Origin of the sequence: Pseudomonas sp. 37 R 15 (assembly GCF_900004865.1) — a bacterium.
GTDB classification, from domain to species: Bacteria; Pseudomonadota; Gammaproteobacteria; order Pseudomonadales; family Pseudomonadaceae; genus Aquipseudomonas; species Aquipseudomonas fluorescens_AM.
In genome coordinates, this window is record NZ_CVTV01000046.1 from 115,554 (window position 1) to 138,913 (window position 23,360).

Genomic DNA, 23,360 nt, shown 5'->3' on the forward strand with positions numbered 1-23,360 from the left:
AGGATGAGGACTGAACGATGATCTATCGCGGTGCAGGCTGGCTCACCTTGTTTACACCTGTGGCGATGGTGCTGCTGGTGATGTGGCTGTGGCCGGATCCGAGCGTCAAGCCTGGCAATACGTCGCTTACGCAAGTGTTGATGGGGTTCGGGATTGGCTCGGCGATCAACGTTGTGCTGGGCTTTGTATTGAATCGAAAGGTTCACGCCGACGGCGTGCGTCATCACTTCTTTTTCATGCCCATGCAATGGCCGGCGCTGGCGATCACGCTGGTGTGCGCGCTGATCGCCCTGTTGAAATAAGCTTACCGACCGCTCGGCAAGGGCGGTCGGGTTTCGACTTGTTCGAGGCTTATGCGATACGTGGTGTAAGTGTCGCCATCCCTCAGGTAAAGATCGCTGCGATAACGGCTGACGGCGCCCTTGAGTTTGATGTGCAGGCCGTTGGCGACGCGCTGGATGACCACGTCTTGCAAGTCGGTGTCCGAGACCAGGAACGGCGGGGTTTTGCCGAGGTACACCTTCATGGTTGCGTCTGTCGATTCACGGTAATCCATATAGAACTTCAGCGTCTTGGGCTCCGAACGGTCCCTGGCTTCCTCGACGATATAAAGCCATTCCCCCGGTATGAAGTTTTGCTTCAGGACTATTTGGGGGGGAAGCTCGGGTTTGTGCACATAGGCATAAATGAGAAACCCCGCAAGGCAGAGCGCGGCGATAATCGCCAGGTACTTTTTGAGCCTGAGCTTCAGGGCTTGCCATTGGCTTTTATTCATAAGTTTCAACGTTGGGTATGAAGACGGTGTCATTGCGGTGCATTGATGATAATCGTGTCCAGACCCAAAGGCAGTGTTCAAATCCACTGATCATTCAAGGCGGTACGGTCCCCACCTTCATGGCCAGTGTTTAAAATGCCCTTAGGCTCAATCATCATCAGCTTGGCTTCGCCTTCGGCGGCCGTGCGGTGCACTACGCCACGAGGGACCACATACAGTTCGCCTGGCGCCACATAGACCGGGCCGTCTGGCAGGTCGATACGCAGCGTGCCTTCCAGCACCAAGAATGCCTCGTCGGTTTCGGGATGGGCGTGCCAGATGAATTCGCCCTCGATGCGTACCACTTTGAATTGGTAGTCGTTCATCTCGGCGACGACGCGCGGGCTCCATTGTTGGTCGATGAGGGCGGCTTTTTGGGTGAGGTTTATGGGGGCGGCGGGAGGCTGAGCCATGACGGATACTCGGGTAGGTGAGGACAGTCAGGTTAGCCAGAAGAATGGCGCAGGGCTTGAACGATCATGCAATAGGCGTCATTGCGCTGTTCCGAATTCAAGCCTGCCGCAATTTGCCCGCGAGCCAAGATAGCGCCATCGCCGGAATCGAGAGAAAAGCCGCATACAGGATGCCGACACCCAGCAACGGGGAAGCACCTGAGGTGACCAACATCACTGGGATCTGAGCAAGCATTACGACGGCACCTGCGGACCACTGGGCGCTTTTTTGCAGGGCTCCAAGAATCACCGACAGAGCAAGCGCGGCGGGGTAGATGAGGGTCCAATAATTAGCCAGGTCCCATGGCTCTTTAGTCCCCGTGACTGCTGAAACAACAGTCCAAAAAAATAGGGAAACAACACAGGTGGCGATGAGTGCCATGATTTTCCTATTTCACTTTGTCGAAAGGCCGTTGGACGCAATCGAAATTTATTTCGATCGCAGTGAAGCCCTGCGCTTTACCACGTTGGCAAGCAAGCTGGAAAGCGATTCGATTGAATAAGGTTTCTGCAATAGCTCGAACCGCTGACCACCCGCTTCAATTTTGGCGAACTCGGAGCTGTAGCCTGTGGTGAGGACCACTGGCAACCATGGATAAAGTACTTCGATACGTTCGAACAACTCGATCCCGCTCATGCCGGGCATCGTGATATCTGAGAAGACGACATGAAAATTTTCCGGGTTAGTTGAGAGCGCGGTAAGCGCCTCCCGCGCGCCAGGTACCCAATGGACGGTATAACCCAGCTGCTGCAGAGTAGCAGAAGTGAAAGTCCCGATATCTTCATTGTCCTCTACAACCAGCACCGCATATCCCTCGCCGCACTCCGTAACTGCAGGTGCGGCATCAATGGTCTTTTGCACGAATGCCTCGACCCGTGGCAGATACAGAGTAAACGTGCTGCCAACACCCTCACAGCTACTGACCAGGACCTCTCCGCCTGATTGCTTTGCAAACCCGAAGACTTGAGACAGACCGAGTCCGGTGCCTTGCCCCACACCTTTGGTCGTATAGAACGGCTCAAAGATGCGCTCTAATTTGTCTGCAGAAATTCCCGTGCCGGTATCGGATATAGAAACCGTCACGAAATTTCCAGGACGTTCGGGGTGTGAGCGTACTGCGGGGAGCGATGTATTCGTATTAACGCTGATTGAAAGCTCCCCAACACCGCCCATTGCGTCCCGAGCGTTAACGAGCATGTTTACCAGCGCGGTCTCGAACTGGCTTAAATCGGCATTGATAAAACACGGCTCATCACAGATATCGATGGTCACACTGATCCGTGACCCAGTGAGCGTGTCCATCATTTCGCCTATTCGCACAACACTCTCGCCAGCGTTAAAGATTTCCGGTTGCAGCTTTTGTCGTCGTGCAAATGCCAACAACTGGCTGGTCAACCGCGCCGCGCGCTCTACCGTACTTGAAATCGCTTTGATGTATTTATCGCGGCGATCTTCTGATAGGACTGGGCTGCTGAGAAGATCTGTACAGGACTTGATAACCGTCAGTAGATTATTGAAATCGTGGGCGACACCACCCGTGAGCTGCCCAATAGCTTCCAGCTTCTGCGATTGCCGCAGCGCCTCCTCTGAACGCTTCAATGCCTCGTTGGCATCTTCCTCCGCTTGAGTATCCCGGCCAACAGCGTGGATAAAGTCTTTATCCGGCACAGCCGTCCAGGAGATGGTGCGATATGAGTTATCCGAATGCCGGTAGCGATTCTTGAAAGTAGGGAAATGCTCCCCTCGTTTCAGATCGGTCATCGCATCAATCGTCCGCTCCAAGTCATCAGGGTGAACGAAGTCAAGAAATTGGCTATTTATGAGATGTTCTTCAGGCCATCCCAGCGTTTTACTCCACGCAGGGTTGACCGCCGAGATTTTCCCATCGAAATGAGCGACCAGCATGAGGTCTGCGGAAAGCCGCCAAATTCGATCTCGGTCCTGGGTTTTCTCGACAACTTGCTGCTCCAACGACTCGTTGAGTTTGGCCAATGCATTTTGGGCATCACGCAGGGCTGTCATGTCGCGAGAAACGCTAAGGATTTTTTCGGGTTTCCCATCCGAGCCAAAAATAGGACTGACTTGAACGTGCCACCATTTCAGCGTCCCGCCCATGGTGAAAGCAGATCCCATAAAGCTGGCACTCTTACCTTCGCGAGCAGATTGCACCGCAGCCTTGGCATCCAAGTTTCCCTGATCCTGCCAGAAGTCAGGCCATGGACAGCCCCGTATTTCATTGAAATCACTGACTTCCATGATCTCTTTACCCAACTCGCTCATGAACGTCAGGCGGGCGTCCAGATCCAGTACCTTGATGCAGTCGTTTATGCTCGCGAGAACACGGTCGGTGAATGCCTCGTTCTCCTCCAGTTTCAGCGCTCCGTGAACCTGCGTCGTGGTTTCGTGGACAAGGCAGAACATTCCTTCAGGCTTTCCAGTATCCCCATGCAGTGGCGAAAACGAGAATGACCAGAAAGTCAGCTCGGTCACCCCCTCCCGAACAAGTGTAATCGGATGGTTTTCAAAGCGGCTTGCCTGCCCCTGAAGCGCGCTTTGCGCAATGGTGCGTACTTGCTCCCATGCTTGGCCCCAAATCAAATGAATCGGCGCGCCTAAGGCAACTTCTGGCGCGCACGGGAGATTGATGAGGTAAGCGTCATTGAAGAACAGTTGTAACGTGTCTCCCCACACGAGGTACATGCTGTCGGGGGAGTTCAGCATCAGACTGAGTGAACTTTTGAGCGCCATAGGCCAAGATTCTCTGGCCCCCAGAGGGGTTGCAGACCAATCCGTTTCGCGTATGAGGCGCCCCATATCTCCGCCACCGGCAGGGAGGTCAAACGAAACCATGTACTTGAAAGCTCCCTCGGCCAAAAGGTGGCCAATACGCTGCGAGAATAGAGCAGGCATGATGTCATTCATGCCCGCTGCACAGCCATCTATAAAAAAAACTGGAGGTGCCTTCGGTCGGTTTTGGAGTCAGGCTCTGGTGCTGTGTTCAACGTAATGCGTGAAGTGAATCGTCCCAGGATTCATGAGGTCGCCGAGTGAGCGTTTCTGGCCGGTTGCTGCCGGGCGCGAGCGGCAACTCTCAGTTGTTGTTGCCGACCCGAACTGGAATCAGGGGCAGATTACATTTGAAATAATCGTGGTTTGACCCCGGTTTTACATCTGGTTTTTTGGGGGGGCGGGCTGACCTGACCATTGATTGCCATTTTTAAGCCTGGTTTAAAAAGAAGAGATCAGTTTGAATAAAAACTCTACCCATCCAAATCATTAATTTCGGGCAACGAGTCAGTGAGTGGTAGTGATGAAGTTTTATCAAAGCTTTCAAGGGTTTCAATTAAATCATGTTTGATTCGATCTGCGGTGTTTAAGACAGAGCCATTAAGTTCGGCATCAACGTTGTGTACGATGATGTCGCGTGATAATTGTAGTTTTACTAACTCTTGAGCTAGTGTGGAAGTTATAATTCCTTCATCTACAAGCTTGTCAACGATGAGCCTGGTCGAGGTTTTATTTTTTATTAGCTTTCGAGCTTGTTCGTGATGTAGTGCATTCATCGCGATTTCGATGAGTAACTGCTGAATTGAAATCCAAATAGCAATGAGCTCTGCGTGCGTGCTATTTACCGTAGTTGCAATATTTTCTGCAACTTCTTCTTTCTGCTCGGGTGACATATAGATGCTGTCAAGCTTGGTTAATGCTTCGCTAAGTTTGTCCTTAACCTCTCCTGATATTTTTAGTATATGCTCAAAGTCATCGTGGCCAATAAAGTTATTGTGCGCCACAAGACATCTCAGCTCGTACAACTTGGCCCAGCGTGTTTGCAAATATTCGCTCTTACAGCTGACGATCGGCTGAAAATATCTTTCCCAATTTGAGGTTGGGACAAGTTCTTTTAGTTCGTCAATATTAATCTCGCTGGCCGAGACTGCCGAACGAACTTTCTCCATAAGTTTAGAAGAGCTGGCTGTTGAATAAGGTTTGAATAGAAAGTCCGAAAGCTGAATGAAGTCTGTTTCAAAAAGATAGTTGTTTCCTGTGGCATTCTTCTTCGTTTTTATGGATTCCGAAACTTCTCTCGGTACGGCCTCTTTCGTCCATCCCAAACCAATCTTCGTAAGCATAAATTTTGTAATAAGCTTGCGCATCATGTTTTCAATTTCATGTATCACGGGATAAGCAGCTGTAGAAAGACTGCTGCTAATATCGTCCCATAAAACTTCGACAGGTCTTTCGGCCGCTTTGGCCAAAATTGTCCTTATAGATTTTAATAATGACAAAAATACTGCTATCTCAGTTTTGTTTTGGCAGCCCAAGCGCACGTGAAAAAAAATATGGCTATTGTTTTGTATTTCTCCTTGCTGAACATCATAGTCAAACTTTACTCCGTCGAACACTAGTCCTTTGGCTTTTATCTCGATACTGCTATACGATTGAAGCAAATTGTTGAATGCAGATATTGAGTTGCAAAAACCTTCCTTAGAATTAACTATTGCAAGGTACTCGACTTTTAGGTTTTCCATTACCATTTCTTCGTTAAGGCGACATCGGCGATGGTAGCGTTTTGGTGTCGCCACGTCATCGACCATCGAACGACTGTTTTTGGCGGGGTGCGGCATGTCGTCGGAGTATCGGTTAAGGCGCAGTGGGGGCAGATACGATTTTGTTTGAACTGTTAACCTCAGCCTGTCTATCGGAAACTTTTCGCCACAGATCCGAGCTTTTAGAACCGCGCGCTTCTGAGCTACCTTCCCGCAGTCACTGCAAATTCAGTGACCGGGCCTGATAACCCGTGGAACAATAGGCGCTCAAGCGTCTCCAGCACAATGCCGACGCTTTTTTTGCGTCCGCACATCCGTGTTATGGCGGCTGTGTGCGGGAGGCCTTCGGGCCTGCCGGGTTCCTATTGTCCCGGTTTATCAGCCTGCGCACAGCTGCCACCCTTTCGCCTGATAACGAATGTGGCAGCTTCTCGACATTAGGAGCTAAAGCCATGAGCGTTTCTGACAGGTCGTACCCTCGCAATTTCCCACTCTGTACCTCCACCCACCTGGGAGGTGCCCAATGATCAACCCACCTCTCAACAAAACCCTCGGCGTCATCACCTTTTCCACCTGCGGCAAACAGCCCAACCTCCACCGCCTTTTCCGCGTCAATTCCGGCGTCCCCATCCGCGATGCCCTGCAGCATGCCTCCGAGCTTCTGCACTGTTCAAAAATGCTGGCATTGGATGCAGCGATGGATAACAGCGCAGATCGCTATGCCTGGGCAGCACATTATTTGGGGGAGATGGCGAAGGCGGTGGTGGATGATTTGGCGAATGGGATGTTGCCGAACGGGGTGACGGAGGAGGGGGATTCGGTTGGGGTGTAGGCAGGTGGTTTGAGGGTGTTGGGGCTGGCGCAATCGCAGGCAAGCCAGCTTCCACATTTGGATCGTGTTTCAGGTCGGTAATGGGCGACAAGCAATGAATCAGCTGTCGGCCACTTTTCTACAGACGAAAAAAAAGACCTTGAATTTCAAGGTCTTTTTTTAAGATGGTGCCCCGAGGGAGAATCGAACTCCCACTTCTTTCGAAAACGGATTTTGAATCCGCCGCGTCTACCAATTCCGCCATCAGGGCTCAATGGCGGCGAAGTATAGAGAGGTGATTACCGTTGGTCAATCACGTTTCATGGTCAATTTTGACTATTTCCGCTAGACTTCCCGGCCCTGCTAGACGAACCCCATCATGCGCGTTGCTGACTTTACTTTTGAGCTCCCTGATTCGCTGATCGCTCGCCACCCTTTGGCCGAGCGTCGCGCCAGTCGACTGCTGACCCTGGACGGGCCGAGCGGTGCCCTCGCACACCGTCAATTCACTGATTTGCTTGAGCATTTGCGCCCGGGCGATTTGATGGTGTTCAACAATACCCGGGTGATTCCGGCGCGGCTGTTTGGCCAGAAAGCTTCCGGCGGCAAGCTGGAAATTCTGGTGGAGCGGGTGCTGGACAGCCATCGCGTGCTGGCCCATGTGCGCTCCAGCAAGTCGCCGAAACCGGGGTCGAGCATCCTGATTGATGGCGGTGGCGAGGCCGAGATGGTCGCGCGCCATGATGCGTTGTTCGAGCTCAGGTTTGCCGAAGAGGTGTTGCCGCTGCTGGAGCGTGTCGGCCATATGCCGTTGCCTCCTTATATAGACCGCCCCGACGAAGACGCGGACCGCGAGCGCTATCAGACGGTGTACTCGCAGCGCCTCGGTGCCGTTGCGGCGCCGACAGCAGGGCTGCATTTCGACCAGATGCTGCTGGATGCGATTGCCGCCAAGGGCGTCGAAACCGCCTATGTGACCCTGCACGTGGGGGCCGGGACGTTTCAGCCGGTGCGTGTGGAGAACATCGAAGACCATCATATGCACAGCGAATGGCTGGAAGTCGGCCAGGACGTGGTGGATGCGGTTAACGCGTGCAAGGCGCGCGGCGGGCGGGTGGTGGCGGTGGGCACCACCAGCGTGCGCTCGCTTGAAAGCGCGGCGCGCGATGGTGTGCTCAAGCCGTTCAGTGGCGACACCGATATCTTTATTTTCCCGGGCCGGCCGTTTCATGTGGTCGATTGCCTGGTCACCAACTTTCATTTGCCGGAATCCACGCTGTTGATGCTGGTGTCGGCCTTTGCCGGTTACCCGGAAACCATGGCCGCTTATCAAGCGGCCATTGCCAACGAGTACCGCTTTTTCAGCTACGGTGATGCGATGTTCATCACCCGTAACCCGGCGCCGCGCGGCCCTGAGGACAACTTATGAGTCGTATGTCGTTTGAACTGCTGGCCACCGACGGCAAGGCCCGTCGTGGTCGCCTGACTTTCCCGCGCGGCACCGTGGAGACCCCGGCGTTCATGCCGGTCGGCACCTACGGCACCGTCAAGGGCATGCTGCCCCGTGACATCGTCGCCACCGGCGCCGAGATCATCCTCGGCAACACCTTCCACCTGTGGCTGCGCCCGGGCACGGAAGTGATCAAGAAGCACGGCGACCTGCATGACTTCATGAAGTGGCAAGGCCCGATCCTCACCGACTCCGGTGGTTTCCAGGTGTTCAGCCTGGGCGCCATGCGCAAGATCAAGGAGGAGGGCGTGACCTTCGCCTCGCCGGTGGACGGCTCCAAAGTGTTCATGGGCCCGGAAGAGTCGATGCAGGTGCAGCGCGACCTGGGCTCGGACATCGTGATGATTTTTGACGAGTGCACGCCGTACCCGGCTGACGAAGACGTGGCGCGCATCTCCATGGAACTGTCCCTGCGTTGGGCCCAGCGTTCGAAGAATGCCCACGGTGACAACACCGCGGCGCTGTTCGGCATCGTCCAGGGCGGCATGCATGAAAGCCTGCGCAAGCGCTCGCTGGAAGGTCTGGACAAGATCGGCTTCGACGGCCTGGCCATCGGCGGTTTGTCGGTGGGCGAGCCCAAGCACGAGATGATCAAGGTGCTCGATTACCTGCCGGGCCTGATGCCCGCAGAAAAACCTCGTTACCTTATGGGCGTTGGCAAACCGGAAGATCTCGTAGAGGGTGTGCGCCGCGGTGTGGACATGTTCGATTGCGTGATGCCAACCCGTAATGCCCGCAATGGGCATCTGTTCATCGATACAGGCGTGCTGAAGATCCGTAACGCGTTCCATCGCCATGATGATTCGCCGCTCGATCCAACCTGCGATTGCTACACCTGCCAGAACTTCTCTCGTGCTTATCTGCACCATCTGGACAAGTGCGGGGAAATGCTGGGTAGCATGTTGAATACCATCCACAATTTGCGTCACTACCAAGTCCTGATGGCTGGTTTGCGCGAGGCTATTCAACAGGGTACATTGGCCGCCTTCGTCGATGCCTTCTATGCCAAGCGCGGGCTCCCTGTGCCGCCCTTGGACTGAGTTTCCCGACCCTAAGATTCACTATTTGCAACTGGAGTGCTAAATGAGCTTTTTTATCTCTAACGCCATGGCTGACGCCGCCGCGCCTGCTGCTGCCGGCCCGATGGGCGGTGGTTTCGAGTGGATTTTCCTGGTCGGCTTCCTGGTCATCTTCTACCTGATGATCTGGCGTCCACAGGCCAAGCGCGCCAAAGAGCAGAAGAACCTGCTGGGCAGCCTGCAGAAAGGCGACGAAGTCGTGACCACTGGCGGTATCGCCGGCAAGATCACCAAGGTTTCCGATGCTTTCGTGGTTCTGGAAGTCTCCGACACCGTCGAAATGAAGTTCCAGAAGGGCGCCATCGCCGCCACGCTGCCAAAAGGCACGCTCAAAGCGATCTGAGTAACAACCTTTACCAATCGACGGGGCGCGCAAGGCGCCCCGCGTTATAAGCGGGCGGCGTGATGCTGAACAAATACCCTCTGTGGAAATACGTACTGATCCTGGCGGTGCTGGCGATCGGTTTTATTTATTCCGCTCCCAATCTCTATCCTGATGACCCGGCGATCCAGATCTCTGGCGCCAGCACTTCGCTGCAGGTCAATCAGGCTGATCTGGAACGCGCGAGCAAAGCGCTGACTGACGCGGGCATCCAGGTTAAAGCGGCAACCTTGGCAGCTGGTTCCAAAGGCGGCTTGTTGCGCCTGACCAAGCAAGAAGACCAATTGCCGGCCAAGGACGTCGTACGCAAGGTCATGGGTGACGACTATGTTGTCGCGCTGAACCTGGCACAGACCACGCCACAATGGCTGCGCAACATTGGCGCGCACCCGATGAAGCTGGGTCTGGACTTGTCCGGTGGTGTGCACTTCCTGCTGGAAGTCGACATGGACAAAGCCCTCGACGCACGCCTGAAAGTGTATGAAGGCGACGTCAAGAGCCTGCTGCGCAAAGAGAAGCTGCGGTATCGCAGCCTGCCGCAGCTCAACGGTGCCATCCAGCTGGGTTTTGCTGACGAAGCGTCCCGCGAACAGGCTCGTACGCTGATCCGCAAGAGCTTCAATGATTTCGACATCGTACCGGCCGACCTCAATGGTCAGGCGGTGCTGCGTCTGGCGATGAGCCCGGCCAAGATCGCGGAAATCCGCGAATACTCCATCAAGCAGAACTTGACCACGGTGCGTAACCGCGTCAACGAACTGGGTGTGGCCGAGCCGATCGTGCAGCGCCAGGGCGCCAACCGCATCGTGGTTGAACTGCCGGGCGTGCAGGACACCGCTGAAGCCAAGCGTATCCTGGGTAAAACCGCCAACCTGGAATTCCGCCTCGCGGCTGAGCCGGGTGCTACCCGTGCGACTTCCGAAGAGTTCGAGTTCCGTGAAGGCAACCGTCCTCCAGCCCTGATCGAGCGTGGCCTGATCATCACCGGTGACCAGGTCACCGATGCCAAGGCCGGTTTCGGCGAGCACGGCACGCCTGAAGTGAACATCCGCCTGGATGGCCACGGCGGCGAGCTGATGAGCCGCGCCACGCGCAGCAACGTCGGTCGCAGCATGGCGGTGATCTTCATCGAGCAGCGCCCGGTTACCACCTACACCAAGCAGATGGTCAACGGCGTCGAGAAAGACGTGCCGGTACAGACCTTCAAGGAAGAGAAGAAGATCATCAGCCTGGCGACCATCCAGTCGCCGCTGGGTGCGCAATTCCGCATCACTGGCCTGAACGGCCAGGGCGAATCTTCGGAACTGGCCCTGCTGCTGCGTGCCGGTGGCCTGGCGGCGCCGATGTACTTCGCTGAAGAACGCACCATCGGCCCGAGCCTGGGTGCCGACAACATTACCAAGGGTGTCGATGCGGCGCTGTGGGGCATGTTGTTCGTGTCGCTGTTCATCATCGCCATCTATCGCTTCTTCGGCGTGATCGCCACCGTGGCCCTGGCGGGTAACATGGTCATGCTGCTGGCGCTGATGTCGCTGCTGGGTGCCACGCTGACCCTACCGGGTATCGCCGGTATCGTCCTCACCATGGGTATGGCGGTGGACGCCAACGTGCTGATCTTCTCGCGGATCCGTGAAGAGATCGCGGCGGGCATGACCGTACAGCGTGCAATCAACGAAGGCTTCGGCCGGGCATTTACCGCGATTCTCGACTCCAACCTGACCACCTTGCTGGTCGGCGGGATTCTCTTTGCCATGGGCACCGGCCCGGTCAAAGGTTTTGCGGTGACCATGTCCCTCGGTATCTTTACCTCGATGTTCACGGCCATCATGGTGACCCGCGCAATGGTCAACCTGATCTTTGGCGGGCGTGACTTCAAGAAGTTGTGGATTTAAGGGGCTGCCATGTTACGTACAATCAACTTCATGGGCGTTCGCAACGTTGCGTTCGGCGTCACCGTGCTCCTTACCGTTCTGGCGTTGTTCAGCTGGTTCCATAAGGGCCTGAACTACGGTCTGGACTTTACCGGCGGTACGCTCATCGAGCTGACCTACGAGAAGCCGGCCGACGTCACCCTGGTGCGTGACGAGCTGGTCAAGGCCGGCTATCACGAGGCGGTGGTGCAGAGCTTCGGCGCCACTACCGACCTGCTGGTGCGCATGCCTGGCGAAGACCCGCAACTGGGCCACCAGGTGGCCGAGGCCTTGCAGAAGGTCGGCGGCGACAACCCGGCCTCGGTCAAGCGCGTCGAGTTCGTCGGCCCGCAAGTGGGTGAAGAACTGCGCGACCAGGGCGGCCTCGGCATGCTGATGGCGCTGGTCGGCATCATGATCTACCTGGCGTTCCGCTTTCAGTGGAAATTCGGGGTCGGCGCCATCGTGTCGCTGATCCACGACGTGATCGTGACCGTGGGTATCCTGGCGTACTTCCAGATCACGTTCGATCTGACCGTATTGGCGGCTGTGCTGGCGATCATTGGTTACTCGCTCAACGACACCATCGTGGTATTCGACCGGGTTCGTGAGAACTTCCGTGTACTGCGCAAGGCCACGTTGATCGAGAACATCAACATCTCCACCACCCAGACCCTGCTGCGGACCATGGCGACGTCGATCTCCACTTTGCTGGCGATCGCGGCGCTGATGATCTTCGGTGGCGACAACCTGTGGGGCTTCTCCCTGGCGCTGTTCATCGGCGTTCTGGCCGGTACCTACTCGTCGATCTATATCGCCAACGTGGTACTGATCTGGCTGAACCTCAACAGCGAAGACCTGATTCCTCCGGCCAGCACTGGCAAGGAGGTCGACGACCGTCCTTGATGGGCGTTTGTTGATCGGCGGTGCAAGAAAGGCACGAGATTGAACTCGTGCCTTTTTTTTGGCTCCAAGGCTGGGTATAGCGCGGATCTTTCGGTCCGCTTGTGATGGTCAGGAGGTTCAACGTGAACAAGTCGTTGCTGGTTGGTGCGGTATTGGGTGCTGTCGGTGTGACTGCCGGGGGCGCTGTTGCCACCTACAGCCTGGTAAAAAGCGGCCCTGAGTATGCGCAAGTACTGGCGGTACAGCCGGTAAAAACCCAGATCAAAACCCCGCGTGAGGTCTGCAAGGACGTCACCGTGACCCGGCAGCGTCCGGTGCAGGATCAGCATCAAATCGCCGGTACCGTCGTAGGCGCCCTGGCAGGCGGCCTGCTCGGCAACCAGATCGGTGGCGGGAACGGCAAGAAGCTGGCAACGGTTGCCGGCGCGGTCGGTGGCGGTTACGCGGGTAACAAGGTTCAGGAAGGTATGCAGAACCGCGATACCTACACCACTACCCAGACTCGCTGTAACACCGTGAACGACATCAGCGACAAGGTTGTTGGCTATGACGTGCGTTACAACCTGGATGGCAAGGAAGGTACTGTGCGTATGGAGCGTGATCCAGGCGGCCAGATTCCAGTGGACAAGGAAGGGCGTCTGATCCTGGGCCAGAACCAGCAGTGATCCCAGGCTTGGAACAGATTCAAAACCTGTGCAGTTCAAAATGTGGGAGGGGGCTTGCCCCCGATAGCGGTGGATCAGTCAGCTGGTTATTTGCTGACCCACTGCAATCGGGGGCAAGCCCCTCCCACATTTGATCTGTATTGCTGCTGATGGCTGGGGCTGGCTCAATCCCAGGCATAAAAAAAGCACCCCTCGGGGTGCTTTTTTGTGCTCGCTCGCTTAACGCTTCAGCGAAGCCGGCAGATGCGGCTGGATCGCCGTCAGCACTGCCTTGAAGCATTTGGTGTTGCCGGCAACCACGTGGCCTTTCTCCAGGAAGTCGTGCCCGCCGGTAAAGTCGCTCACCAGGCCGCCAGCTTCCTGAATCAGCAGGGCGCCCGCAGCCATGTCCCACTCGGACAGGCCCGACTCCCAGAATGCGTCAAAACGACCGGCGGCCACGTAGGCCAGGTCCAGGCTCGCTGCGCCAGCGCGACGGATGCCTGCAGTCTGGCCAACCAGGGCGCGGAACATGCCCAGGTAGTTTTCCAGGTTGTCCATCTGGTCGTCACGGAACGGGAAGCCGGTGCCCAGCAGGGCGCCGTCCAGGCTGGTGCGGCCGCTGACACGCAGGCGACGACCGTTCAGTTGGGCACCACGGCCACGGCTGGCGGTGAATTCTTCCTGGCGGACCGGGTCCAGAACAACAGCGTGTTCCAGGCGGCCACGGTATTTGCACGCGATGCTCACGGCAAAGTGCGGGATGCCGCGCAGGAAGTTGGTGGTGCCATCCAGTGGGTCGATGATCCACAGGTAGTCTTCGCCTTCGCCGCTACCTTTATGCAGGCCGGTTTCTTCACCGAGGATGCCGTGGGTAGGGTAGGCCTTGCGCAGGGCGTCGATGATTTTCTGTTCGGCGGCGCGATCCACCTCGGATACATAATCCTTGGCGTCTTTTTCGTCGACCTTGATGGTATCCAGGCGCTCGATAGAGCGGAAGATCAATTCACTGGCGCTGCGGGCGGCGCGCAGCGCGATATTCAGCATGGGCTGCATGGATAGGTCACCTAAGGTTGTTAAAGAAAGCCGGGCAGTTTAGCAGAAACTTTCTTCAGGTGAAGGGCGACGTTAGCTTTCGTGGCATAACCCTGGGCGCTTCTGTAAGATTTGCTCCCCTTTCCCGTGTCCGAGAGCGCCTCCCTTGCTGCAAAACATCCGTGTCGTTTTGGTCAATACCAGTCATCCCGGCAACATCGGTGGGGTGGCGCGAGCCATGAAAAACATGGGGCTGACGCGGCTGGTGCTGGTCGAGCCACGTGTGTTTCCGCACCATGAGGCCGATGCCCGCGCATCGGGCGCCAATGACATCCTGGAAAACGCCCAGGTTGTCGCCACCCTGGAAGACGCCCTGGTCGGCTGCAATCTGGTGCTCGGCACCAGTGCCCGCGACCGCCGCATTCCCTGGCCGCTGCTGGACCCGCGTGAGTGCGGCACCAAAGTGGTGGAAGAGGCGGCCGGTGGCGCAGAAATCGCCCTGGTATTTGGCCGTGAAGACTCCGGCCTGACCAATGAAGAGCTGCAGCGATGTCATTACCACGTGCACATTCCATCAGACCCTGAGTTCAGTTCGCTGAACCTGGGTGCGGCGGTGCAGGTGCTGACTTACGAAGTGCGCATGGCCTGGCTGGCGGCTGAAGGCCAGCCGAGCAAGATGGAGAAGGACGAAGTGGCGTCGACCAAAAGTGGCGAGCTGGCCACAATGGACGAGCTGGAGCGGTTCTATGAGCACCTGGAGCACACCCTGGTGGCCATCGAGTTCCTCGATCCTGAAAAACCACGGCACTTGATGGCGCGCCTGCGCCGCCTTTATGGACGCAGCTCGGTCAGCCGGGCGGAAATGAATATATTGCGTGGCATCCTCACGGAAACCCAGAAAGCGGCCCGTGGCGAGCTCCTTAAGCGGAAGGATTAAAGATGTTCGAGCGTTTGCGAGAAGATATCCAGAGTGTTTTCCACCGGGACCCGGCGGCGCGCAACGCCTTTGAAGTGCTGACCTGCTACCCGGGCATGCACGCGATCTGGATTCACCGCCTGTCCGGCGCCTTGTGGGGCATGGGGTGGAAATGGCTGGCACGGCTGGTGTCGAACTTCGGGCGCTGGCTGACCGGGATCGAAATTCACCCGGGCGCCAAGGTCGGTCGTCGCTTCTTTATCGACCATGGCATGGGCATCGTGATTGGTGAGACCGCCGAGATTGGCGATGACGTGACGCTCTATCAGGGGGTCACCCTGGGCGGTACCACCTGGAATAAAGGCAAGCGCCACCCGACGCTGGGCGACGGCGTGGTGGTGGGCGCAGGTGCCAAGGTGCTTGGTCCGTTCACTGTGGGCGCCGGCGCCAAAGTCGGCTCCAATGCCGTGGTCACCAAGGCAGTGCCGCCCGGCGCGACGGTGGTGGGTATTCCTGGTCGGATCATCGTCAAGCCGGAAGTCGGCGACGAGCAGGAGGCCAAGCGCAAGGCCATGGCCGAGAAGATCGGCTTCGATGCCTATGGCGTCAGCGAAGACATGCCTGACCCGGTGGCGCGTGCCATTGGCCAATTGCTTGATCACCTGCAAGCGGTGGATGGCAAGCTGGAGGGCATGTGTGGCGCACTGAAGGACTTGGGCAGCCCGTACTGTGCGAAGGATCTTCCTGAGCTGCGCGAAGAGGACTTCGCCGAGATCAAGGACGAAGCCGCTACCAAGGCAAGCTGAGATCTCGGAATCACCAGAGATCCCCTGTGGGAGGGGGCAAGCCCCCTCCCACATTTGACCTTTGTTGTGCCTGGCATCGCTGGTTGTCCGGTGCCGCTGTTCGACCCCGGCCCAGCCTGCTATGATTCGCGCGCCCTTTTTACGGGTAATCCTGACTAAAGTACTAGGTCTTATAGTTGACTTAAATACTCGGGAATCGCATACTTGCTCCCATTCTGAAACACCTTGGTACCTTGTCCATGAGACTGACTACAAAAGGCCGATACGCAGTGACTGCCATGCTTGACCTGGCTTTGCACGCGCAAACTGGGCCGGTGTCCCTGGCCGATATCTCCGAGCGCCAAGGCATTTCCCTGTCCTACCTCGAGCAGCTGTTCGCCAAATTGCGCCGCAGCAACCTGGTTTCCAGCGTGAGAGGGCCAGGTGGCGGCTATCAATTGTCCCGCGATATGCAGGGCATCCAGGTAGCCCAGGTGATCGACGCGGTCAACGAATCCGTCGATGCGACCAAATGCCAGGGCCTGGGTGATTGCCACGCCGGCGACACCTGCCTGACGCACCACTTGTGGTGTGACTTGAGCCTGCAGATCCATGAGTTTTTGAGTGGTATCAGCTTGGCTGATCTTGTGACTCGCCGTGAGGTGCAAGAAGTAGCCCAGCGTCAGGACCAGCGCCGTTGCAACACCAAGGCGCCGCGTCTGGACAAGATCGAAGCGTCCGCCGTCGAGTGACAGCCGCAGAGCTAACGGCACGCCAGCCAGCCTGATTTAGGAGAAAGTCCATGAAATTGCCGATTTACCTTGATTACTCAGCGACCACCCCGGTTGATCCGCGTGTCGCGCAAAAGATGAGTGAATGCCTGCTGGTTGACGGAAACTTCGGCAACCCGGCCTCCCGTTCCCACGTGTTCGGCTGGAAAGCCGAGGAAGCGGTCGAGAACGCTCGTCGTCAGGTCGCCGACCTGGTGGGCGCCGACCCGCGCGAAATCGTCTGGACCTCCGGTGCCACCGAGTCCGACAACCTGGCAATCAAGGGCGCGGCGCATTTCTACGCGACCAAAGGCAAGCACCTGATCACCACCAAGATTGAGCACAAGGCTGTCCTCGACACCATGCGCCAACTGGAACGTGAAGGTTTCGAGGTCACCTACCTCGAGCCGACCACAGACGGTATCGTCACTCCGGCCATGATCGAAGCGGCGCTGCGTGAAGACACCATCCTGGTTTCCGTGATCCACGTGAACAACGAAATCGGCACGATCAACGATATTGAAGCGATCGGCGAACTGACCCGTTCCAAGGGCATCCTGCTGCACGTCGACGCCGCTCAGTCCACCGGCAAGGTCGAGATCGACCTGTCCAAGCTGAAAGTCGACCTGATGTCGTTCTCCGCCCACAAGACCTACGGCCCCAAAGGCATCGGCGCCCTCTACGTAAGCCGCAAGCCGCGCGTACGTATCGAAGCCACCATGCACGGCGGCGGTCACGAGCGCGGCATGCGTTCGGGCACCCTGGCGACCCACCAGATCGTCGGCATGGGCGAAGCCTTCCGCGTAGCCAAGGAAGACATGGCTGCCGAAAACGTGCGCATCAAGGCCCTGAGCGACCGCTTCTACAAGCAGGTCGAGAACCTTGAAGAGCTGTACATCAACGGCAGCATGACCGCTCGTGTACCGCACAATCTGAATTTGAGCTTCAACTACGTCGAAGGCGAGTCGCTGATCATGGCGCTCAAGGACCTGGCGGTTTCGTCCGGTTCGGCCTGCACCTCGGCGTCCCTTGAGCCTTCGTACGTATTGCGTGCCCTGGGCCGCAACGACGAACTGGCACACAGCTCGATTCGCTTTACCTTCGGCCGCTTCACCACTGAAGAGCAAGTCGACTACGCCGCGCAGAAAGTCTGCGAAGCCGTCAACAAGCTGCGCGTTCTGTCGCCGCTGTGGGACATGTACAAAGACGGTGTCGACATTTCCAAGATCGAGTGGGCGGCACACTAAATATAGAAGCCGCCACCCCAGCTCTGTAGCAACGTGGCGGAAAACGCAGGCGTTACTACAGGGTTCCAGAGCGGCCCTGATGAGTGAGGATTCAGTACCATGGCTTACAGCGAAAAGGTCATCGACCACTACGAAAACCCGCGCAACGTCGGCAAGATGAACGCGGAAGACCCTGATGTCGGCACTGGCATGGTCGGCGCTCCGGCGTGCGGCGATGTGATGCGCCTGCAGATCAAGGTCAACGACGCTGGCGTTATCGAAGACGCCAAGTTCAAGACCTACGGCTGCGGTTCGGCCATCGCCTCCAGTTCCCTGGCGACCGAATGGATGAAAGGCAAGACCCTGGATGAGGCTGTCACCATCAGCAACACCCAGCTGGCCGAAGAGCTGGCCCTGCCGCCGGTGAAAATTCACTGCTCCGTACTCGCCGAGGACGCCATCAAGGCGGCCGTTCGCGACTACAAGCAGAAGAAAGGCTTGATCTAAGTATTTGGCGACGAGTAAGGAGTCAACGATGGCTATCAGCATGACAGAAGCGGCTGCGCAGCACATTCGCCGCTCCCTGAATGGGCGCGGTAAAGGTGAGGGGATTCGTCTGGGTGTTCGCACCACGGGCTGTTCCGGCCTTGCCTACGTGCTGGAGTTTGTCGACGAGGTGGTTGCGGAAGACCAGGTGTTCGAAAGTCACGGCGAGAAAGTGATCATCGACCCCAAAAGCCTGACCTACCTGGACGGCACCGAGCTCGATTTCGTCAAGGAAGGGTTGAACGAAGGCTTCAAGTTCAACAACCCCAACGTACGCGGTGAATGTGGCTGCGGCGAAAGCTTCAACATCTGAGGCTTCTTGTGGGTACTCCTTGTCATTTCGCTTTATTCGAGCTGCAGCCGAGCTTTCGGCTGGATCTTGAGCAGCTTGCCACGCGCTATCGAGAATTGGCGCGTGGCGTGCATCCGGACCGCTTCGCCGATGCTTCCGAGCGTGAGCAACGCCTGGCGCTGGAGCAATCGGCCAGCCTCAACGAAGCCTATCAGACGCTCAAAAGCCCCCCGAAACGCGCACGTTATCTACTGGCGATGAAGGGCGGCGAGTTGCCGATGGAAGTCACCGTGCATGACCCGGACTTCCTGATGCAGCAGATGCAATGGCGCGAAGAACTCGAAGACTTGCAGGACGAAGCCGACGTGGCTGGCGTCGCGGTCTTCAAGCGTCGTCTGAAAGCGGCCCAGGATGAGCTCAACGAAAGCTTCGCAGCCTGTTGGGATGATGCTGCGCAACGCGAACAGGCCGAACGCCTGATGCGGCGCATGCAGTTTCTCGACAAGCTCACCTACGAAGTGCGCCAGCTAGAAGAGCGCCTCGACGATTAACCCAGTGTGCTGCCCGTGATGCACGCCTGATAGACAGATAAGACCTGATTACCATGGCTCTACTGCAAATCGCCGAACCCGGCCAAAGCCCTCAACCGCACCAGCGTCGCCTGGCGGTCGGGATTGACCTGGGCACCACCAATTCCCTGGTTGCTGCCGTCCGCAGCGGCCTGTCCGAGCCGTTGCCCGATGCCGATGGTCAGGTAATCCTGCCGTCCGCCGTGCGCTATCACCCCGACCGTATCGAAGTGGGTGAGTCAGCCAAGCTGGCGGCGTCTAACGACCCATTGAACACCGTGTTGTCGGTCAAGCGCTTGATGGGTCGTGGCTTGTCCGACGTCAAGCAATTGGGCGACCAACTGCCTTACCGCTTTGTCGGCGGTGAGTCCCATATGCCGTTCATCGACACCGTCCAGGGCCCGAAAAGCCCGGTGGAAGTGTCGGCCGATATCCTCAAGGTGCTGCGCCAGCGTGCGGAAACCACCCTGGGCGGCGAACTCGTGGGGGCGGTGATCACGGTTCCGGCGTATTTCGATGATGCGCAGCGCCAAGCCACCAAGGATGCGGCAAAACTCGCCGGCCTGAACGTGCTGCGCCTGCTGAATGAGCCGACTGCCGCTGCCGTGGCTTACGGCCTGGACCAGCATGCCGAAGGCCTGGTCGCCATTTATGACTTGGGTGGCGGCACCTTTGATATTTCGATCCTGCGCCTGACCGGCGGCGTCTTTGAAGTGCTGGCCACCGGGGGCGACAGCGCCCTGGGCGGCGATGACTTCGACCACGCCATCGCAGGCTGGATCATCAGCAGTGCGGGCTTGTCCGCCGACCTGGACCCAGGCGCCCAGCGCAACTTGCTGCAAACCGCCTGTGCGGCCAAGGAAGCGCTGACCGACGCTGCTACCGTTGAAGTTTCCTACGGTAGCTGGTCGGCCCAGCTGACCCGCGAAGCCTTCGATGCGTTGATCGAACCGATGGTTGCCCGCAGCCTCAAGGCCTGCCGCCGTGCGGTGCGTGATTCCGGTATCGAGTTCGAAGAGGTCGGTGCCGTGGTCATGGTCGGTGGTTCCACCCGTGTTCCTCGGGTTCGCGAGGCGGTTGCCGAAGCCTTTGGTCGCCAACCGCTGACTGAAATCGACCCGGATCAAGTGGTGGCCATCGGTGCTGCGATCCAGGCCGATACCCTGGCCGGCAACAAGCGCGATGGTGGCGAGCTGCTGCTGCTCGACGTGATTCCGTTGTCCCTGGGCCTGGAAACCATGGGCGGCCTGATGGAGAAGGTGATTCCGCGCAACACCACCATTCCCGTCGCCCGCGCTCAGGACTTCACCACTTACAAAGACGGCCAGACGGCCATGATGATCCATGTGCTGCAAGGCGAGCGCGAGCTGATCAGCGACTGCCGCTCCCTGGCGCGTTTTGAATTGCGCGGTATCCCGGCCATGGTGGCGGGCGCGGCGAAGATTCGCGTGACCTTCCAGGTCGACGCCGACGGCCTGCTCAGCGTGGCGGCCCGTGAGCTGGGCTCGGGCGTCGAAGCCAGTATCCAGGTCAAGCCGTCCTATGGGCTGACCGACGGTGAAATCGCCAAAATGCTCAAGGACTCGTTCCAATATGCCGGCGATGACAAGGTCGCCCGCGTGCTGCGTGAGCAGCAAGTCGATGCCCAGCGCCTGCTCGAAGCGGTACAGGGCGCCCTGGATGCCGACGGCGAGCGCTTGCTGGACGCCGAGGAACGCATGGTCATCGACCTGCAAATGCAGGAGCTGGCCGAACTGATGAAAGGTAACGATGGCTACGCCATCGAGCAGCAGACCAAGCGCCTGTCACAAGTCACCGATGCCTTTGCCGCCCGCCGTATGGACCAGACGGTAAAAGCCGCCCTGGCGGGTCGCAACCTGAATGAAATTGAGGAATAACTGATGCCGCAGGTCATTTTTCTGCCACACGCCGAGCATTGCCCGGACGGTATGGTCGTGGAGGCTGAGACCGGCAAGTCCATCCTTGAGGTCGCCCACGACAACCACATCGAGATTGAAAGTGCCTGCGGCGGTGTGTGCGCGTGCACCACGTGCCACTGCATCATTCGCGAGGGCTTCAACAGCCTTGAAGAGGCTGATGAGCTGGAAGAGGACTTCCTCGACCGCGCCTGGGGCCTGGAAGCGACTTCGCGTCTAAGCTGTCAGGCAAAGGTCGGCACTGAAGACATCACGGTCGAAATCCCGAAATATTCGCTCAACCATGCGGCCGAAGCGCCGCATTGATTCAAGGAACTGTCATGAGCCTGAAATGGGTTGATGTACAAGAAATCGCTATACAACTTGCTGAAGCTCACCCTGAGGTCAATCCTCTTACGGTGAACTTCGTCAAGCTGCGCAACCTCGTAATGGCACTGCCGGATTTTGACGACATCCCGGATCGCGGTGGCGAAAAGGTCCTGGAGGCGATTCAAGGCCTGTGGATCGAAGAAGCAGACTGAGCCGCCTTATTACGCAGTTAGGCAATACCTGATAACCCGCGTATAATTCGCGGGTTTAATTTTTCGTAAATTACCGTTTCTGGAGTTACACCATGGCTGTTCAACGTACTTTCTCCATCATCAAGCCTGACGCTGTTGCAAAAAACGTCATCGGCGAGATCACCACTCGTTTCGAAAAAGCCGGCCTGAAGGTTGTAGCTTCGAAACTCAAGCAACTGTCCAAGGCTGAAGCTGAAGGCTTCTACGCTGAGCACAGCGCCCGTGGCTTCTTCGGCGACCTGGTTGCCTTCATGATCTCCGGTCCTGTTGTTGTTCAGGTGCTGGAAGGCGAGAACGCTATCGCTCTGAACCGTGAACTGATGGGCGCTACCAACCCTAAAGAGGCGGCTGCCGGCACCATTCGTGCTGACTTCGCCGAGTCCATCGACGCCAACGCTGTTCACGGTTCGGACTCCGAAGCCGCTGCTGCTCGCGAAATCTCGTACTTTTTCGCTGCTACTGAAGTAACCGCTCGCTAAGCATCGGCTTAAAGAGTGAGGGTGAATCCATGACTACATCGACTGTTAAAACCAACCTGCTGGGTCTGACTCAGCCGGAAATGGAGAAATTCTTCGACTCAATCGGGGAGAAGCGTTTCCGTGCCGGTCAGGTAATGAAGTGGATTCACCACTTTGGCGTCGACGATTTCGACGCCATGACGAACGTCAGCAAGGCCCTGCGCGACAAGCTCAAGGCCATTGCCGAAGTTCGTGGTCCCGAAGTGGTCAGCGAGGACATTTCCAGCGACGGCACCCGTAAGTGGGTGGTGCGCGTGGCGTCCGGCAGCTGCGTCGAGACCGTGTACATTCCCCAGGGCAAGCGCGGCACCTTGTGCGTTTCGTCCCAGGCAGGCTGTGCCCTGGACTGCAGTTTCTGCTCCACCGGCAAGCAAGGCTTCAACAGCAACCTCACCGCCGCCGAAGTCATCGGTCAGGTGTGGATTGCCAACAAATCCTTTGGCAGCGTCCCGGCGACCGTCGACCGTGCCATCACCAACGTGGTGATGATGGGCATGGGTGAGCCGCTGCTGAACTTCGACAACGTGATTGCGGCCATGCACCTGATGATGGACGACCTGGGCTACGGCATCTCCAAGCGCCGTGTGACCTTGTCGACCTCCGGCGTGGTACCGATGATCGATGAGCTGGCCAAGCACATCGACGTTTCCCTGGCGTTGTCGCTGCACGCACCCAATGACGCATTGCGTAACCAATTGGTGCCGATCAACAAGAAGTATCCGCTTAAGATGCTGCTCGAATCCTGCCAGCGTTATATGGCGACCTTGGGCGAAAAGCGTGTCTTGACCATTGAGTACACCATGCTCAAGGACGTCAACGACAAGGTCGAGCACGCGGTCGAGATGATCGAGCTGCTCAAGAACACCCCGTGCAAGATCAACCTGATTCCGTTCAACCCGTTTCCCCATTCTGGCTACGAGCGGCCGAGCAACAACGCCATCCGCCGTTTCCAGGATCAACTGCACCAGGCCGGCTACAACGTCACCGTGCGCACCACCCGTGGTGAAGACATCGACGCCGCCTGTGGCCAATTGGTAGGGCAGGTGATGGACCGCACCCGCCGCAGCGAGCGTTACATCGCCGTGCGTGAACTGAACGCCGCCGACGATCTGCCGCAAATTGCTGTGAATCGAATCTGAGAGAGGATCTC

26 protein-coding genes and 1 tRNA gene are annotated in these 23,360 nt (G+C 57.4%); 20 read left to right on the forward strand and 7 right to left on the reverse strand.

Annotation, left to right across the window (positions count from 1 at the left end; genetic code table 11):
• Nucleotides 1–17: 17 nt before the first annotated feature.
• Nucleotides 18–302, forward strand: coding sequence for a hypothetical protein (locus BFQ04_RS13370; RefSeq protein ID WP_065951239.1), 285 nt, complete (start codon nucleotides 18–20; stop codon nucleotides 300–302).
• Nucleotides 303–304: 2 nt separating this feature from the next.
• Here BFQ04_RS13370 and BFQ04_RS13375 read toward each other — a convergent pair whose 3' ends face one another.
• From BFQ04_RS13375 to BFQ04_RS13395, 5 genes are all read right to left on the reverse strand, one after another.
• On the reverse strand, nucleotides 305–775 hold the full coding sequence (locus BFQ04_RS13375) for a hypothetical protein (RefSeq protein ID WP_065951240.1): 471 nt from the start codon (nucleotides 773–775) through the stop codon (nucleotides 305–307).
• A gap of 77 nt (nucleotides 776–852) precedes the next feature.
• Nucleotides 853–1,227: a cupin domain-containing protein gene (locus tag BFQ04_RS13380; RefSeq protein ID WP_065951241.1), complete on the reverse strand. Its 375-nt coding sequence runs from the start codon at nucleotides 1,225–1,227 to the stop codon at nucleotides 853–855.
• Between the two features lie 97 nt (nucleotides 1,228–1,324).
• Nucleotides 1,325–1,648, reverse strand: coding sequence for a hypothetical protein (locus tag BFQ04_RS13385; RefSeq protein WP_065951242.1), 324 nt, complete (start codon nucleotides 1,646–1,648; stop codon nucleotides 1,325–1,327).
• A 48-nt stretch (nucleotides 1,649–1,696) separates the two neighbouring features.
• On the reverse strand, nucleotides 1,697–4,081 hold the full coding sequence (locus tag BFQ04_RS13390; protein WP_065951347.1) for a PAS domain-containing protein: 2,385 nt from the start codon (nucleotides 4,079–4,081) through the stop codon (nucleotides 1,697–1,699).
• Between the two features lie 446 nt (nucleotides 4,082–4,527).
• Complete coding sequence (locus BFQ04_RS13395) at nucleotides 4,528–5,796, reverse strand: HEPN domain-containing protein (protein WP_065951243.1); 1,269 nt, start codon at nucleotides 5,794–5,796, stop codon at nucleotides 4,528–4,530.
• Nucleotides 5,797–6,337: 541 nt separating this feature from the next.
• Between BFQ04_RS13395 and BFQ04_RS13400 the strand changes: the two genes are divergently transcribed.
• A complete protein-coding gene (locus BFQ04_RS13400; protein WP_065951244.1) occupies nucleotides 6,338–6,646 on the forward strand; it encodes a DUF3077 domain-containing protein in 309 nt (102 codons plus the stop codon).
• Between the two features lie 165 nt (nucleotides 6,647–6,811).
• Here the strand turns inward: BFQ04_RS13400 and BFQ04_RS13405 are convergent.
• A tRNA-Leu gene (locus tag BFQ04_RS13405) sits at nucleotides 6,812–6,896 on the reverse strand.
• A 108-nt stretch (nucleotides 6,897–7,004) separates the two neighbouring features.
• Between BFQ04_RS13405 and queA the strand changes: the two genes are divergently transcribed.
• The 6 genes from queA to BFQ04_RS13435 all read left to right on the forward strand — a co-directional run bounded on the left by queA (nucleotide 7,005) and on the right by BFQ04_RS13435 (nucleotide 13,077).
• Nucleotides 7,005–8,054 (forward strand): tRNA preQ1(34) S-adenosylmethionine ribosyltransferase-isomerase QueA, encoded by a 1,050-nt coding sequence (gene queA / locus BFQ04_RS13410; RefSeq protein WP_065951245.1) that lies wholly within the window; start codon nucleotides 7,005–7,007, stop codon nucleotides 8,052–8,054.
• Between the two features lie 5 nt (nucleotides 8,055–8,059).
• On the forward strand, nucleotides 8,060–9,175 hold the full coding sequence (gene tgt / locus BFQ04_RS13415) for a tRNA guanosine(34) transglycosylase Tgt (RefSeq protein WP_162303237.1): 1,116 nt from the start codon (nucleotides 8,060–8,062) through the stop codon (nucleotides 9,173–9,175).
• A 43-nt stretch (nucleotides 9,176–9,218) separates the two neighbouring features.
• Nucleotides 9,219–9,557: a preprotein translocase subunit YajC gene (gene yajC, locus BFQ04_RS13420; RefSeq protein ID WP_003175975.1), complete on the forward strand. Its 339-nt coding sequence runs from the start codon at nucleotides 9,219–9,221 to the stop codon at nucleotides 9,555–9,557.
• Between the two features lie 62 nt (nucleotides 9,558–9,619).
• Nucleotides 9,620–11,488: a protein translocase subunit SecD gene (secD, locus tag BFQ04_RS13425; protein WP_065951246.1), complete on the forward strand. Its 1,869-nt coding sequence runs from the start codon at nucleotides 9,620–9,622 to the stop codon at nucleotides 11,486–11,488.
• Between the two features lie 9 nt (nucleotides 11,489–11,497).
• Nucleotides 11,498–12,412, forward strand: coding sequence for a protein translocase subunit SecF (secF, locus tag BFQ04_RS13430; protein WP_065892375.1), 915 nt, complete (start codon nucleotides 11,498–11,500; stop codon nucleotides 12,410–12,412).
• Nucleotides 12,413–12,534: 122 nt separating this feature from the next.
• Entirely contained in the window at nucleotides 12,535–13,077 is a 543-nt protein-coding gene (locus tag BFQ04_RS13435) for a glycine zipper 2TM domain-containing protein (protein ID WP_005791197.1), read from the forward strand.
• A gap of 219 nt (nucleotides 13,078–13,296) precedes the next feature.
• Here BFQ04_RS13435 and suhB read toward each other — a convergent pair whose 3' ends face one another.
• Complete coding sequence (gene suhB, locus BFQ04_RS13440) at nucleotides 13,297–14,112, reverse strand: type III secretion system regulator SuhB (RefSeq protein WP_003175971.1); 816 nt, start codon at nucleotides 14,110–14,112, stop codon at nucleotides 13,297–13,299.
• Between the two features lie 145 nt (nucleotides 14,113–14,257).
• Between suhB and trmJ the strand changes: the two genes are divergently transcribed.
• The 12 genes from trmJ (at nucleotide 14,258) to rlmN (ending at nucleotide 23,349) form a co-directional block, all read left to right on the forward strand.
• Nucleotides 14,258–15,028: a tRNA (cytosine(32)/uridine(32)-2'-O)-methyltransferase TrmJ gene (trmJ, locus tag BFQ04_RS13445; RefSeq protein ID WP_065951247.1), complete on the forward strand. Its 771-nt coding sequence runs from the start codon at nucleotides 14,258–14,260 to the stop codon at nucleotides 15,026–15,028.
• Between the two features lie 2 nt (nucleotides 15,029–15,030).
• On the forward strand, nucleotides 15,031–15,813 hold the full coding sequence (gene cysE, locus BFQ04_RS13450; protein WP_065951248.1) for a serine O-acetyltransferase: 783 nt from the start codon (nucleotides 15,031–15,033) through the stop codon (nucleotides 15,811–15,813).
• Nucleotides 15,814–16,052: 239 nt separating this feature from the next.
• Nucleotides 16,053–16,544, forward strand: a complete 492-nt coding sequence (gene iscR / locus BFQ04_RS13455; RefSeq protein ID WP_003194020.1) for a Fe-S cluster assembly transcriptional regulator IscR — start codon at nucleotides 16,053–16,055, stop codon at nucleotides 16,542–16,544.
• Between the two features lie 50 nt (nucleotides 16,545–16,594).
• Nucleotides 16,595–17,809, forward strand: coding sequence for an IscS subfamily cysteine desulfurase (locus BFQ04_RS13460; protein ID WP_065951249.1), 1,215 nt, complete (start codon nucleotides 16,595–16,597; stop codon nucleotides 17,807–17,809).
• 99 nt (nucleotides 17,810–17,908) lie between these two features.
• On the forward strand, nucleotides 17,909–18,295 hold the full coding sequence (gene iscU, locus BFQ04_RS13465) for a Fe-S cluster assembly scaffold IscU (protein WP_003175965.1): 387 nt from the start codon (nucleotides 17,909–17,911) through the stop codon (nucleotides 18,293–18,295).
• A 28-nt stretch (nucleotides 18,296–18,323) separates the two neighbouring features.
• A complete protein-coding gene (gene iscA / locus BFQ04_RS13470; protein ID WP_003175963.1) occupies nucleotides 18,324–18,647 on the forward strand; it encodes an iron-sulfur cluster assembly protein IscA in 324 nt (107 codons plus the stop codon).
• Nucleotides 18,648–18,655: 8 nt separating this feature from the next.
• On the forward strand, nucleotides 18,656–19,177 hold the full coding sequence (hscB, locus tag BFQ04_RS13475; protein WP_065892372.1) for a co-chaperone HscB: 522 nt from the start codon (nucleotides 18,656–18,658) through the stop codon (nucleotides 19,175–19,177).
• Nucleotides 19,178–19,230: 53 nt separating this feature from the next.
• Nucleotides 19,231–21,093 carry a Fe-S protein assembly chaperone HscA gene (gene hscA, locus BFQ04_RS13480; protein ID WP_065951250.1) on the forward strand — a complete coding sequence of 621 codons (1,863 nt, stop codon included), beginning with the start codon at nucleotides 19,231–19,233 and terminating at the stop codon, nucleotides 21,091–21,093.
• A 3-nt stretch (nucleotides 21,094–21,096) separates the two neighbouring features.
• On the forward strand, nucleotides 21,097–21,438 hold the full coding sequence (fdx, locus tag BFQ04_RS13485) for an ISC system 2Fe-2S type ferredoxin (RefSeq protein ID WP_003175958.1): 342 nt from the start codon (nucleotides 21,097–21,099) through the stop codon (nucleotides 21,436–21,438).
• 14 nt (nucleotides 21,439–21,452) lie between these two features.
• On the forward strand, nucleotides 21,453–21,653 hold the full coding sequence (gene iscX / locus BFQ04_RS13490; protein WP_032879605.1) for a Fe-S cluster assembly protein IscX: 201 nt from the start codon (nucleotides 21,453–21,455) through the stop codon (nucleotides 21,651–21,653).
• A 92-nt stretch (nucleotides 21,654–21,745) separates the two neighbouring features.
• On the forward strand, nucleotides 21,746–22,171 hold the full coding sequence (ndk, locus tag BFQ04_RS13495; RefSeq protein WP_003175956.1) for a nucleoside-diphosphate kinase: 426 nt from the start codon (nucleotides 21,746–21,748) through the stop codon (nucleotides 22,169–22,171).
• Nucleotides 22,172–22,200: 29 nt separating this feature from the next.
• A complete protein-coding gene (gene rlmN / locus BFQ04_RS13500; protein ID WP_065951251.1) occupies nucleotides 22,201–23,349 on the forward strand; it encodes a 23S rRNA (adenine(2503)-C(2))-methyltransferase RlmN in 1,149 nt (382 codons plus the stop codon).
• The last annotated feature ends 11 nt before the right edge of the window (nucleotides 23,350–23,360 follow it).

What these genes read in the sequence shown, in the direction of transcription:
- tgt (WP_162303237.1), top strand. Translation starts at nt 8,060, where the DNA reads ATGTCGTTTGAACTGCTGGCCACCGACGGCAAGGCCCGTCGTGGTCGC.
- BFQ04_RS13385 (WP_065951242.1), bottom strand. Translation starts at nt 1,648, where the DNA reads ATGGCACTCATCGCCACCTGTGTTGTTTCCCTATTTTTTTGGACTGTT.
- BFQ04_RS13375 (WP_065951240.1), bottom strand. Translation starts at nt 775, where the DNA reads ATGAATAAAAGCCAATGGCAAGCCCTGAAGCTCAGGCTCAAAAAGTAC.
- BFQ04_RS13380 (WP_065951241.1), bottom strand. Translation starts at nt 1,227, where the DNA reads ATGGCTCAGCCTCCCGCCGCCCCCATAAACCTCACCCAAAAAGCCGCC.
- ndk (WP_003175956.1), top strand. Translation starts at nt 21,746, where the DNA reads ATGGCTGTTCAACGTACTTTCTCCATCATCAAGCCTGACGCTGTTGCA.
- BFQ04_RS13390 (WP_065951347.1), bottom strand. Translation starts at nt 4,081, where the DNA reads ATGGGGCGCCTCATACGCGAAACGGATTGGTCTGCAACCCCTCTGGGG.
- iscA (WP_003175963.1), top strand. Translation starts at nt 18,324, where the DNA reads ATGGCTATCAGCATGACAGAAGCGGCTGCGCAGCACATTCGCCGCTCC.
- BFQ04_RS13370 (WP_065951239.1), top strand. Translation starts at nt 18, where the DNA reads ATGATCTATCGCGGTGCAGGCTGGCTCACCTTGTTTACACCTGTGGCG.
- suhB (WP_003175971.1), bottom strand. Translation starts at nt 14,112, where the DNA reads ATGCAGCCCATGCTGAATATCGCGCTGCGCGCCGCCCGCAGCGCCAGT.
- yajC (WP_003175975.1), top strand. Translation starts at nt 9,219, where the DNA reads ATGAGCTTTTTTATCTCTAACGCCATGGCTGACGCCGCCGCGCCTGCT.
- secD (WP_065951246.1), top strand. Translation starts at nt 9,620, where the DNA reads ATGCTGAACAAATACCCTCTGTGGAAATACGTACTGATCCTGGCGGTG.
- hscA (WP_065951250.1), top strand. Translation starts at nt 19,231, where the DNA reads ATGGCTCTACTGCAAATCGCCGAACCCGGCCAAAGCCCTCAACCGCAC.
- iscU (WP_003175965.1), top strand. Translation starts at nt 17,909, where the DNA reads ATGGCTTACAGCGAAAAGGTCATCGACCACTACGAAAACCCGCGCAAC.
- rlmN (WP_065951251.1), top strand. Translation starts at nt 22,201, where the DNA reads ATGACTACATCGACTGTTAAAACCAACCTGCTGGGTCTGACTCAGCCG.
- iscX (WP_032879605.1), top strand. Translation starts at nt 21,453, where the DNA reads ATGAGCCTGAAATGGGTTGATGTACAAGAAATCGCTATACAACTTGCT.
- BFQ04_RS13400 (WP_065951244.1), top strand. Translation starts at nt 6,338, where the DNA reads ATGATCAACCCACCTCTCAACAAAACCCTCGGCGTCATCACCTTTTCC.
- fdx (WP_003175958.1), top strand. Translation starts at nt 21,097, where the DNA reads ATGCCGCAGGTCATTTTTCTGCCACACGCCGAGCATTGCCCGGACGGT.
- BFQ04_RS13395 (WP_065951243.1), bottom strand. Translation starts at nt 5,796, where the DNA reads ATGGAAAACCTAAAAGTCGAGTACCTTGCAATAGTTAATTCTAAGGAA.
- iscR (WP_003194020.1), top strand. Translation starts at nt 16,053, where the DNA reads ATGAGACTGACTACAAAAGGCCGATACGCAGTGACTGCCATGCTTGAC.
- BFQ04_RS13460 (WP_065951249.1), top strand. Translation starts at nt 16,595, where the DNA reads ATGAAATTGCCGATTTACCTTGATTACTCAGCGACCACCCCGGTTGAT.
- cysE (WP_065951248.1), top strand. Translation starts at nt 15,031, where the DNA reads ATGTTCGAGCGTTTGCGAGAAGATATCCAGAGTGTTTTCCACCGGGAC.
- queA (WP_065951245.1), top strand. Translation starts at nt 7,005, where the DNA reads ATGCGCGTTGCTGACTTTACTTTTGAGCTCCCTGATTCGCTGATCGCT.
- secF (WP_065892375.1), top strand. Translation starts at nt 11,498, where the DNA reads ATGTTACGTACAATCAACTTCATGGGCGTTCGCAACGTTGCGTTCGGC.